The 11,696-nt window shown below is 43.4% G+C and carries 13 protein-coding genes; 9 read left to right on the top strand and 4 right to left on the bottom strand.

The features are described from left to right. The first annotated feature begins 192 nt into the window (after positions 1-192). Positions 193-798 (top strand): exopolysaccharide biosynthesis protein, encoded by a 606-nt coding sequence (locus AWH61_RS14300; protein WP_014976802.1) that lies wholly within the window; start codon positions 193-195, stop codon positions 796-798. Positions 799-806: 8 nt separating this feature from the next. On the opposite strand, the gene AWH61_RS14295 is transcribed toward AWH61_RS14300, so the two are convergent. Then, positions 807-1,730: a LysR family transcriptional regulator gene (locus AWH61_RS14295; RefSeq protein WP_014976801.1), complete on the bottom strand. Its 924-nt coding sequence runs from the start codon at positions 1,728-1,730 to the stop codon at positions 807-809. 56 nt (positions 1,731-1,786) lie between these two features. Beyond that, on the bottom strand, positions 1,787-2,137 hold the full coding sequence (locus AWH61_RS14290) for a rhodanese-like domain-containing protein (RefSeq protein WP_014949817.1): 351 nt from the start codon (positions 2,135-2,137) through the stop codon (positions 1,787-1,789). 184 nt (positions 2,138-2,321) lie between these two features. On the opposite strand from AWH61_RS14290, the gene AWH61_RS14285 reads away from it, so the two are divergent. Continuing rightward, positions 2,322-2,633 (top strand): ArsR/SmtB family transcription factor, encoded by a 312-nt coding sequence (locus AWH61_RS14285; RefSeq protein WP_014949816.1) that lies wholly within the window; start codon positions 2,322-2,324, stop codon positions 2,631-2,633. A gap of 96 nt (positions 2,634-2,729) precedes the next feature. Here the strand turns inward: AWH61_RS14285 and AWH61_RS14280 are convergent, their stop codons facing one another. Together AWH61_RS14280 and AWH61_RS14275 are read right to left on the bottom strand one after the other, a co-directional pair. Further along, on the bottom strand, positions 2,730-3,479 hold the full coding sequence (locus AWH61_RS14280) for a PRC-barrel domain-containing protein (RefSeq protein ID WP_014949815.1): 750 nt from the start codon (positions 3,477-3,479) through the stop codon (positions 2,730-2,732). Positions 3,480-3,671: 192 nt separating this feature from the next. Continuing rightward, on the bottom strand, positions 3,672-4,028 hold the full coding sequence (locus tag AWH61_RS14275; protein WP_075177429.1) for a MaoP family protein: 357 nt from the start codon (positions 4,026-4,028) through the stop codon (positions 3,672-3,674). Between the two features lie 399 nt (positions 4,029-4,427). Here AWH61_RS14275 and AWH61_RS20160 point away from each other — a divergent pair, with 399 nt between their 5' ends. The 7 genes from AWH61_RS20160 (at position 4,428) to AWH61_RS20240 (ending at position 11,532) form a co-directional block, all read left to right on the top strand. Continuing rightward, positions 4,428-4,595: a hypothetical protein gene (locus tag AWH61_RS20160; RefSeq protein ID WP_170870514.1), complete on the top strand. Its 168-nt coding sequence runs from the start codon at positions 4,428-4,430 to the stop codon at positions 4,593-4,595. Positions 4,596-4,721: 126 nt separating this feature from the next. Beyond that, on the top strand, positions 4,722-5,552 hold the full coding sequence (locus tag AWH61_RS14270; RefSeq protein ID WP_014979575.1) for a LysR family transcriptional regulator: 831 nt from the start codon (positions 4,722-4,724) through the stop codon (positions 5,550-5,552). Positions 5,553-5,624: 72 nt separating this feature from the next. After that, positions 5,625-5,975: a DUF2750 domain-containing protein gene (locus AWH61_RS14265; RefSeq protein WP_014949811.1), complete on the top strand. Its 351-nt coding sequence runs from the start codon at positions 5,625-5,627 to the stop codon at positions 5,973-5,975. Positions 5,976-6,099: 124 nt separating this feature from the next. Beyond that, complete coding sequence (locus tag AWH61_RS14260; protein ID WP_014949810.1) at positions 6,100-6,333, top strand: DUF2789 domain-containing protein; 234 nt, start codon at positions 6,100-6,102, stop codon at positions 6,331-6,333. Positions 6,334-6,401: 68 nt separating this feature from the next. Then, positions 6,402-7,790, top strand: a complete 1,389-nt coding sequence (locus AWH61_RS14255) for a ribonuclease J (protein WP_075177428.1) — start codon at positions 6,402-6,404, stop codon at positions 7,788-7,790. A 213-nt stretch (positions 7,791-8,003) separates the two neighbouring features. Then, the gene (locus tag AWH61_RS14250; RefSeq protein ID WP_249922655.1) at positions 8,004-10,343 is read left to right on the top strand and encodes a ligand-binding sensor domain-containing protein; all 2,340 of its coding nucleotides are present in this window, start codon (positions 8,004-8,006) and stop codon (positions 10,341-10,343) included. Continuing rightward, complete coding sequence (locus AWH61_RS20240; RefSeq protein WP_249922654.1) at positions 10,249-11,532, top strand: putative bifunctional diguanylate cyclase/phosphodiesterase; 1,284 nt, start codon at positions 10,249-10,251, stop codon at positions 11,530-11,532. The genes AWH61_RS14250 and AWH61_RS20240 overlap by 95 nt, the downstream gene beginning before the upstream one ends. Positions 11,533-11,696: the final 164 nt, after the last annotated feature.

Here is an 11,696-nt window from a genome sequence, read left to right as displayed (position 1 = left end):
AAAGTATTCCTGTCTTCAACACACCGTCACATGCAATCGATGGCATATTTTTCGCACGATTTGCCTGTCTAAGGTTACTTGCAATCTCACTATGGTAAATCGAGTAGGTGCAAGAAATGTATATTAATTAGGCGAGGAGCCCGTCTGATTAGCGCGACGTTCGCTGGTAATGTGATATCAAAGGAATTGAAGATGTGGGGAAAAACAGCTGTAAGATCAATGACCTTGTACGAGTTGTTGGGGAAAATGCAGCCGCGAGCAAGACAAGATACGTTCGAGTTTGCTGAATTTTGGGATGTGATGGAGAAAAGAGGCTTTGGACCAATGTTGGCGCTGCCATCTTTTATCGCTTGCACACCGATTGGGGCCATCCCTGGGATCCCATCTTTAGCGGGTGGGACAATTTTACTCATCGCGTTGCAAATTTTACTCGGTCGTAGGCATCCTTGGTTACCGCAAAAAGTGATGCAACTAAACTGTGACGCCGATCAGCTTCGCTACATTGTCGAAAAGGTTAAACCGTATGCAGTACGCGTAGACCGCTTTTTAGTTCCTCGGTGTTTTTTCATGCGCCAGCCTGTGTTCAGATCACTCATCGCATTATGTTGTGCAGGTTGCGGACTTGTAATGATTCCTCTGGAGCTTATTCCCTTTATGGGCCTTATTCCCGCTTTTGCTGTTTTTATTATGGCAATAGGCATGGCCACAGACGATGGTGCTGTGGCGTTAGTTGGTGTTTCATTGTCGCTATTTGGCTTTATACTTGGATTTGAACGCCTTGCAGTCGCTCTAAGCTGATGGTCAAACTACTCAGTACACGAATCGAGCATAAAATCTGACGATGGAAGGTTCATTGTTTGATATCGTAGCTCGCCAATAAAAGCACGGGCAGCTGGCCCCAACGTATCGCCGTCTTCAAAAGACAGATAAAGGAGCGCCTTACGCAATGCTGCATTATTATCCAGGGGAAGGGGAACGAGTGTACCGTCTTCAAGCTCATCTTTAATTATTGCTATAGGCAGCCACGCAAAACCCAACCCCTGAGCAATAATATCTAATGACGTTCTAACGTGGCTTACGGTCCAGCGTTGCTCTGCACCTAACCAGCCCACATCAGCTTTACGCTCCGCAGATGAATCCCTTACCACAATTTGACGATGCGCTTTTAAGTCTTCCAGTGTGAGCGTTCTATCTAATTGGTGTAGTGGATGGTCGGCGTGAGCGACAGCTGCAAACTCAATTTCGCACAAGTCTTCGCTAAAGCCATTTGGAAATACGAAAGGAGAGATGCCTAAATCAACTTTACCATTGCTCAAAAGTGAATTTGCGCCACTGAGCACAGTTTCTTCTATCTCGATACGAAGCAGCGGGAACTCAGCAGAAACTTTCGCTAGCACGTTATAAAGCAATTCAGACGGAAAAATAATATCCACCGCTATGCGTAAAGTTGTTTCTGTGCCAGATTGAAGGCTATTGGCAACGGCCTCGAGCTTGTGCGCTTCGCTCAGCAAAAAAGAGGCACGGCGATACATAAGTTCGCCTTGCGGAGAAAGCTGGACTTTACGTCCAATATTCTCAAACAACGACACACCAATAGCGTTTTCAAGCTTTTGAACCGCGTGGTGAACGCTCGATTGACTTTTGTGAACTTCAGCAGCAGCTTGATTAAAGCCGCCTGCATCGACGACGGCTTTGAACATTCGCCATTGTTCTAACGTAGATTTCAGCATACAGCGCCTTAAAACTCTTAATTAACGATACTTATAGCATACACGTGGTTAAGAAGTCATTTTCGGTTTGCTTGGTTTATCGTGGGTACAGGGCATGTCACCACCGAAACGTTCTCATAGCCCATTTTTATAAGTTGCTCTGCTGCTAGTTTTGCTCGAATGCCCGATGCACAGTGAATATAAAGTGGCGCTGAAGCATCTTTAAACTGTTCCAGTGCCTTCATTTCGAGCACGCCGCGTGGTATGTGAAGCGCAGAAGGTACGGGCTGATTGGCGACTTCGGCACTCTCCCGTACATCAATCAGTATACCGCTATTGTTTCGGCACTCACTGGCCGCTTGCTCCGCAGATACAGTGCGTAAGTTATCGTCTATGTTTTCTATCCGAGTCTTCATGTCTATAAGCATACTTTTCCTTTTTGCCTAAACTTGGTTAAAATAAGTAAAATCTAATATATTGATGTCAGCGTAATAAAACAATGTAAAATACAGGGATTCGTCGCATAAATTGGCAGGTCGGCAAAATGTCTTATACTTTAGTATAGTAAATGGCTAAATTGGTGCCGAAATACTTTACAGATAGAGAGTGCTTATGTCCGAGGATATGGTAATAGGTTCAGATGATATAATGGAACACGCTGCGGAAGCCGAGATCTTCCTAAAGCAATTCGCGAATAAAACACGCCTTATGGTGCTTTGTTCGTTGCTGAAAGAGGAAAAATCGGTAACCGAACTTCTCGAAGTTGTTAGCGTCTCGCAGCCAGTGATTTCTCAGCATCTTGCTTTATTGCGAGAATCAAAGATGGTGGCCACAAGAAGGGAAGGTCAAACTATTTACTACCGCTTAGCAGACGAGCGCGTCAAGCGTTTGATTGCTTTGATGTACGAATTTTTTTGCGAGTAATCTTCTTTTTGTATCCTAAGCTACAATGTCCGCCTTCAACAACGGACATTGTAAAGTTCCTAACTAAAAATCGCCAACAGTGACATTCTTCGGTTATTAATTTCCGTTTTTATTCAATTGCTCGCAAAGCATAGGCACATAGCCTTCTTCAGATATTTTTTCACTTTCCACTTCAGGTCTATCAACCAATTCGTCGTGACTTAAATTGACTACTACGCTGTGCGCCGCCCAGTCGATACTTTCAATATCGCTAGGTAGAAGTGCGAGATGTTTGCCACCCGGAAGCCAGTTGTTGGTATCTACCACTAGCATGATTATCTTCCAGCTCTCGGTGTCAATGACGAAGTTACTGATGTGGCCAACGTTATCAGTGGTTGTAGCAACTTCATATCCACCAACTTCGCCCACTGCTCTTAGGTGGTTGGTGCTCTTTTTCGGGTTTTCAGTTTCAGACTCTTCAGCGCGCTGTAATTCGACCAGTTCATTTGGATGTGCGAACTCCCCCCAAGCTCCTGGTCCAATCCAATAGTATCCGTAACCAAAATATTTGAAGAGATTTTCTTCGTATTCACGTGACACAGGCTTATGTTCGTCAATAGAGGGGCTGTTTTTTAATGTATCAACTGTCATATTGATATGAACAGACTCACTATCTTCATCTAACTGTTTGACAGATATAGGTGATATCACCACTTTACGGCTAAGCGGTAGCCAAGTATTGGTATCTGCGACCAAGTAGCGAACAGTGAAGGTTTCGTCATCGAAAAGGATATCGCGGATGCCGCCCACTTTGTCATCAAGGGCATGTATAGAAAAGTGAGTAAGCTGTTTTGAACTAATGATCATCGTTGCGCCTCCTTTGCATGGGCTCGTTTTTCAGAATGAAATGCACAATTCACTGCACATCACTCTGTATTACTACTAAGTGTAGACAGTCCTTAATGTTTCTTCATTTTGTTCTTGTCTGAAGTTGATTGAGATCATTTGTTCAATAACAAAAAAGCTCGCCGGAGCGAGCTTTTTAGTAATGCTGTAGCATTATGCTACATCGAATTCTTCATCAGAGTAGTCTTCATCATAGTCTGATTGGTTACTCGCACTGCTGTGAAGGGTGTAGAAGTGCTTTTTGCCCCTTGCTAATCTGACGTATTTCGCCCAGGCTTTTTCTAGGTTATTGATAGCTTCAACTTTACCCGTAACGAATTCGACGAAGTGTCTCTCATCATCACTTTCAGGCGACAATTCGCCACTTTCAAGTCCTAGCAGTGTTTTGCCGTAGTGGGTTAGAAGATCGGCTTCAGTAATACTGAAGTCACCTGATTTACGAAAACCGTATGGAAACTTCTGACGGTCAATATAAGGTTTTGCAGATTGTCGAATAGCTAAACTTTTCATGTTGTACCCAACGTAATGTTTTGTTCAGCGCACTTTTAAGATAATTAAAAACGAAGATAAAACAAAAGATTTTTCTCTTATCAATAAAAAATTTTTAACGGTATAAAATCTAACACTAAATTTTAGATTACGTTTGAAAAGTATACAGAAAGTGCGAGGGAATAACCTCAAGCGTGATATGTCTAAGTTTTTGAAATTAAAGTGAAATGTAAGTTTTTATTTATTGGCCCTGCAATGGGCGTCGCTATTAGACGAGCGTAAATGAGTTGGAGGTTAAAAGTCTATGAAAATCACTGATGGGAATAATCAAAAATTCTTGTCGCTACGATGATTAAAATTCGTTTTCTATTTTGTCGCTTAAGATAATAATTGAGGTGTGTTAACAACCCAGAGAAGTCAATGAGTAAAGACTATCGTTACCAGCGTGATGAATGGGACTCGGTAGAAGAGGAAGATTTTCACGCTAAAAAGCCAAATCCCAAACGTCAAAGTACTGTAAAGGAAAAGCAGAAGCGTGACCTGCAACGCCGTGACAAACAGCGTCGCCTGCACCAAGAAGAGTATTAATTCAGCGAGTTGGTGAAATTTTAATAAAGCGTACCGTTTATAGCGGTGCGCTTCTGTGCTTTTGTGTTTACTTGCCGTATTATCTGTGTCAATTTAGACCCACTTTGATTCGGTTGTACAATAAGCATGGATATACGCTTTCTCACCACCTTTATAGAGGTGGCAAAAACTCGTCACTTTGGTAAAGCGGCTGAAAACCTTTACCTTACTCAATCTGCAGTCAGTGCGCGCATAAAGCTACTTGAAGAGTATTTTCATACCACGCTTTTTATTAGGCAACGCAACAGTATACAGCTCACTCAATCTGGTGAGAAACTTCTGCCTTACGCTAGGCAATTATGCGCAACGCTGAACGAAGCAAAACAAGAGCTCCAAATTCAATCCTCTGAATATGTTGTTTGCGGCGCAACACAGCTGGCGAGCGAGCTGTTATTGCCTCAGATGCTCAGCCACCTACACAACTCGTTTCCCGATTGGTCAGTAAAGGCTGAAGTTCTTACGTTAGATACCCTCTCGCGACAATTGCACGAAAGGGTGACAGACTTATCATTCTCCACTGAACCGTTGAAATCTGAAGAAGTAAACAGTGATGTATTGCTAGAGCAGGATTTGGCGCTATATAGAATTGGACAAGCGTCTGAGACTATTGATGCAGCAGATTTTGTGGCTATTGATTGGGGAACTAAGGCAAGAGACTGGTTGCTTACTGCTTACCCTCAACTTCGCGATGCAAAGTTAAGAACCAATTCGTTGAATCTTGCGCTCAACAATTTACAGAGCGAAGGTGGTATTGCCGTATTACCGACCAACGTTGAGAGTCAGTTACCCGGTAGTGTGAAAGTGACCAGAATTGAAACGTTAGAAAACGTATCGTTTAAGGTGTATGTGCACAGCATGAAGCAAGTCAGACGAGTGGGTCTAGCAGAGATAATAGAAAGCGTGTCTAAAGCGTGTTAACCGCTGCCAATAAATTTACTCACGGTGCCTAATTTAAAGGCATGTGAATCGCAGAATTAAAGAGAGAAACTTATGTCACAATTACATCCTTTATTGGAAAAAAACGCATTTCAACGACTAGAAGCAAGCCTTGCAACAATTAAAGCGGAAGAGAAACTCTTCATTCTTAAAGATGAGCACGGCTGCGTAATGCTAACTACTGATGAAGAAGATGGTGTTCCGGTTTGGCCTGATGCTGAGTTAGCACTGTTGTGGGCAACCGAAGACTGGGCACACTGTGAAGCGATGGAATTAAGCACCGAAGAGTTTTTGACTAAGTGGGTGCCGGGCATGACGCAAGATGAATTAATGGTCATTGTATGTCCTGTACCTGCTGAAGAAGGAGAGGTGATTACGCCAGAAGAGTTCGCTGACTACCTTTAAGATGTGATCTCAAGGGGAAGACAAAAGGTAACTATCCAGTAAGCAAATGGGGCATAAAAAAGTTAGTTGGGTACAACGTATCTGGCGTTTATTGTGCCCTTAATTGATAACCCAAGGAGGCGTTATGTTTACTGAGCAACCCACAATGAATAGTCTATTCAGCCAACTAGGTTTAGGAAGTTCAGACGAAGAAATTGCTGAATTTTTTGAAACACATCGAGGGCTGAATAAGAGCCAACATCTTCATGAAGCGCCTTATTGGAATGAAAGTCAGTCTGCATTTTTGAAAGATGCCATTGTTGAAGACGCTGCGTGGGCCGAAGTGATAGACCAACTTAATGCTGAATTGCACGAATGATGGCTCTGCGCTCATAGATTTAAACGTCAAACTAATATTCAATGCTCTGAGAGAAGGTAATAGCCGTTTTGTTGCACCCATCTGCTGATGATTTGTGGTTTCTTCCGTTAGGCGGAACGGGCGAAATTGGGATGAACCTCAATTTGTATGGTCACGATGGTCAATGGTTAATGGTTGACTGTGGGGTTTCTTTTGATGAGCCTCTCGTACCTGCCTACAAAGGCGTCAGCCAAGCGTCTAACCAGAATACGTTCAAAGCCACTACGCATCGCGTTGTGGCTCCGGACCCTTCATTTATTGCTAAACAAAAAGAAGCACTGGCTGGCATTGTCATTACCCACGCCCATGAAGATCATGTAGGCGCAATTCCTTACCTTTGGGAACGTTTCCAAAAGCCAATTTATACTACGTCTTTTACCGCCGAAGTGTTAAGGCGAAAGCTTGCAAGGAGCAAATTGGCTAACCGTATTGCCATTATTGAAGTCGATGCAGGCGATACCAAGCAAATCGGGCCTTTTAGCGTTGACTGGCTAGCCATTACTCATTCGCTTCCAGAACCCTTCGCACTAAAAATCAATACACCAGTAGGCACAGTATTGCATACAGCAGACTGGAAAATTGATGCCAACCCCATAACAGGTTTACCTTTTGACGTTAGCCTTTACAAGCGACTAGGCAGTGAGAATATTCTTGCCATGGTTGGCGACTCTACCAATGCAACAAAACCGGGCTTTTCAATTTCAGAGAGAAATTGTTACGACGGCCTATTAAGCACTATCGCGCCGTTAAAGGGGAGAGCGGTGGTAGGATGCTTTGGTAGCAATATAGCACGGCTAATTTCGCTGGCTAAAGTCGCGAAGAAAACTAAACGCTACATGGCGCTGTACGGTCGTTCGTTAATGAACATGTACGGCATTGCCAAGCAACAGGGCATTTGGCCAGACGATTTACCTGTTACCGATCCCCAACATTTAGGTTATCTTCCCCCCCATGAAGTTTTAGCTGTAGCGACAGGCAGCCAGGGCGAGAAAAATACCGCGCTGGCGCGTTTTGCAAAAGACACTCACCCTCACCTTAGTTTAGACAAAGGGGATACTGTGCTATTTTCTTCGATAGTTATTCCTGGAAATGAAGAAAGTGTAGGCCGACTAAGTAAAGCGCTGCAGGCAAAGGGAGTAACGGTTATTCACAGTGAAGATAGCACGCTGCCAATTCATGCCAGCGGTCACCCCTGTGAAGAAGAATTAAAGCTCATGTATCATTGGGTAAAACCTACCATTGCTATTCCGGTTCACGGCGAGCATCAACACCTTCAAGCACATGCAAATATTGCTAAAGCGTGCGGTATTAAAAAGACCTATGTAGGGCAGAACGGTGATTTGTACAGGCTAGCGCCACAGCCAAGCATTCGCAGGCAGGTTGTTCCAGTTGGTCGCATTCCTGTACAGCAAGAGTAAAATAAAAATATCGAAATAGCCCTAAGTGTATTTAGTCGGACGCGCCTTTTGCTTTTGTTCATATTGTACGCTTTAGAAAAATTAATATTTATTTATCAATGCGATAGATGTTTCCTTCACGTTTATAAAAACCTCATTTTAGAAGCTGCCCAAGTTTAAAACATTCTGTTACACTTGGGTTTATAATAAAAATTTAAAACGTGCGACCCATTTTTGATGAGATATTTCAACTATCTTTTACTGCTGGTTTTAGTTGTAAGCCTACAAGCGGTGGCCTCACCGCGACTGTCTAATCCCGTCTTTCAGTCTTTATCGACCAAAAATGGCCTTCCGCAAGATATCGTCAACGACATTGTTATAAACGAAGATGGCTTTGTGTGGATAGCCACAGAAGGTGGTTTGGTTCGTTGGGATGGAGTAAGAACTAAACGAGTAGCAGGTCCAGACAATTCTCTTATAGACTCATCCATTTATCGACTTGCCCTGCAAGGTACTGAAGCGTTGTGGTTTAGCGTGTACGGCAGAGGAGTTTATTATCTCGATTTAGCCACTCAGGATGTGGTGCAATTAGAGCCAACGTACTACCACGACTTTGAAGGTTTTGTGCAACATGCGGAAACCTTTCATTGGCAAGATGACACGCACCTTATCATTGCACTGACAGAAGAAGTGCATAAATTTAACACGCAAACTAAAACCCTTGAGCGAATAGCAAAGCTCCCTGAGCCGCTGTTGGGTAACAGCCAAAGCATCCGGGCGGCAATCACCGTTGAAGACACCTTACTGGTAGCCACTACATCGGGGGTGTACGTCAAAAATATCAACAATTTTGAACAGCCTTTACGTAGACTTGATTACCTGGGTGATATTCCCGAAAACCTCGATAACGCCAATGCAAAGTTTTTACTTTTAGACGATAAGGACAGGGTGTGGATCTCGACGGTTTTGGGCGTATTTGTTGCTCAGAAACAAGACTTTCTCAAGCAGGTACAGGGTGAAAAAGAACATGTCTTTACACAGGTCGTATCCGACAGAAACGTGTGGACGTTGGTTCAGTACAAAGACAACGCTTTTTGGATGGGCACTAATAAAGGGCTATATCAGCTGAGCAAAAAAGCAGGTGGTTGGGAATACGAACACATCTTAGAGCCGCATAACGGTTTCACCGAAATTTCAAACAAAAAAATTATCGCCATTGCCAAAGATGAATCTGACAACCTCTGGTTAAGTTCAGTCTATGCTGGCGCGCTGTATTTCGGTGTGAAAAGTGCGGATATTTTTGCCATCCAGAATGAACGAGCAGGTGAGGCTAGCGTTTTGACTAGCCATGTGGTGTGGTCGTTTGCCGAGACTGAGCCTAATAAAATTTGGATAGGTACAGAAAATGGGCTTAATCACTATGATTTCACGACCAAAAAGTCTGAGAAGTATCTGTATTCAAAAAGCCAAAGAGCGATTATCGGCGAAGGAGCCGTAGACAAAATTGTTCCAACGCAAAGTGGCGAATTGTTTCTCAATACGTACAACGGAATACGGTTGTTTGATATGGAAACAGGGAAGGCTAACCGGCCAGAGGTATTAAAAGGTGGCGATGACACCATATTTGATGCGTATGGCACCGGAATGATGCTTTCAGATAAAGGGGATTTGTACTTTATTGGCAACGAAGGTTTTGTAAAGTATGACGTGGACGAAAAAGAAATTTCCTCTTTAGAGCTGGACCCTCGTGTTTTTGACATAAATTTTTCATTGGGTTTTTTAGGGCAGTCTCATTACCACAATGATCGATTATTTTTTGCTACCGAAGGTGGTTTGTGGTTAATCGACCCAGAGACGTTTCAGCATGAATTGGTCTATCGATTCTCAGAGCTACAGCGTGGCCGAGATCGCTCTATATCGTCGTGGGTTATCGACGATATGGGTGTGCTGTGGCTTGCATACAGTGGCGTAGGGTTGGTTGGTATAGACGCAGACACGTTTGAGCCGTTGTACAACCTTAATGAATCGAATATTTTATTATCAAACATTGTTTACGGACTGCAAAAAGACGAAGCAGGCAATATCTGGTTTAGTTCGCACAAAGGGTTACACAATTACGATCCGTCTACCGGCCAAATTAAGAACTTTATCTACGGACGAGAGCTAAGTGTTTCTGAGTTTAACCAGGGGGCTTCGCTTAAGCTTAAGGACGGTCGACTGGCTTACGGTTCGACGAGCGGCGCTGTGGTTTTCTCTGCATCGCAATTGGAAAGCTTGGAAGTTGGAAGAAGTTTGCTCAGTAAGCAAACTGCTATAACGGAAGTTGCCGTAGACAATAGGGTGCTTAATCAGCCGCTTAAAAACCTAAGTGGACATCATTTCGATCTCGATTACGAAGATTATGGGTTAACAATCCATTTTTCGTCATTAGCGATGTCAGGCATAGGAAAAGTAAAGTACTACTACAAGCTGTTGAACGGTGATCGCGACCTACGACGGCTTAACAGGCTTGGTCAACAGAACATTGCTGCTAGACAGACTGGAGCATGCTATTGGGCTTGCCCGTCATCATGAGCATCGTGTGGCGGTGATGTTTGTTGACTTGGATAGATTTAAAGGTATTAACGACTCACTTGGGCATGACTACGGTGACAAACTGCTGCGCATTGTAGCCAACCGAATGCGAAACCTTGTGGCTGAGTCGGGCACCGTTGCGCGATTAGGTGGCGATGAATTCGTTATTGTTATTGAGGAAGTTAATGCCAATGACGACTTGAGCTCATTCGTGGCCCAAATCATTGAGTCAGTAGAAACGCCTATATCGTTAGCAGAGGAAGTGCTTCGTGTTTCTTGCAGTATTGGCGTGGCGTTTTATCCAGAAGACGCCTCTGAGCCTGCTGAGCTTATCAAGCAGGCTGATGTGGCCATGTATACGGCGAAGAAGGACGCATTAAGCGGCTTTACCTACTTTACGACAGACATGAGTGAACGTGCCAAAACGCGTTTACAGCTTGAAAATAAAGTAAAACGTGCCTATTCAGATGACTGCTTCTTCAATCACTACCAGCCAATTATAGATGCCAGAACTAATACCACTATTGGGGTTGAGTTACTGCTGCGAGGAAAACTGGATAACGAGCCTCTTTTCCCCGATCAGTTCATTCCGGTACTTGAAGAATTGAAGTACATAATAGAAGTTACACGACAGGCAATGCGAAGAGCGGCAGAGGACTTGTCGTCCTGGTACAGCCAAGGCTTCACGGGGTTTGTCTCTATTAATCTATCTGCACTTCACTTCAAAACCGAATTCGACTTAACCGGTGTGCTAACCCTGCTTGATGAGTTCAATCTACCCAAAGAAGCGTTTCGATTCGAGATTACCGAAGGCGTATTGATGGATGACAGTGACAATGCGTTAAGACAGATTAATCGGTTTGTGAAAGAAGGTTTTGTATTAGCCCTTGACGATTTTGGTACAGGTTACTCGTCTTTAAGCTATTTAAAGCGTTATCCGTTGTCGGTATTAAAAATCGACAAGAGCTTCGTTAACGAAATGGCGCCGGGTAATGCAAACGAAGCGCTGGTAACAACAACCATTACGTTAGCGAATAACTTGAATATGAGTTGTGTTGCGGAAGGCGTTGAAACAAAAGCGCAAGCGGAAGAATTGATTGGAAAAGCGTGTTATTTCCATCAAGGCTATTTCTACGCCAAGCCTTGTACCGCCGAGGAAGTTGCACCGCTGTTATTTAAAGCGTGGTAAAACGTCGATATTTACCGCGTTTTTCTAACAGATAAGACCATAAAGATTCAAAAGCCAAATCTATAAGAAAACTAAATTTAGCCTCTAAAGCCTTGTTATTCGTCGCATAGAATGTAAACGCTTGTTTAAAAAGCTTGTTTTTCAATAAAAAATAGGGCTTATTA

The sequence above is a fragment of the Alteromonas sp. W12 genome (genome assembly GCF_001924945.1).
GTDB classification, from domain to species: domain Bacteria; phylum Pseudomonadota; class Gammaproteobacteria; order Enterobacterales; family Alteromonadaceae; genus Alteromonas; species Alteromonas macleodii.
The sequence above is the reverse complement of the archived record's forward strand: the minus strand, read 5'-3'. Positions and strand labels throughout refer to the sequence as shown.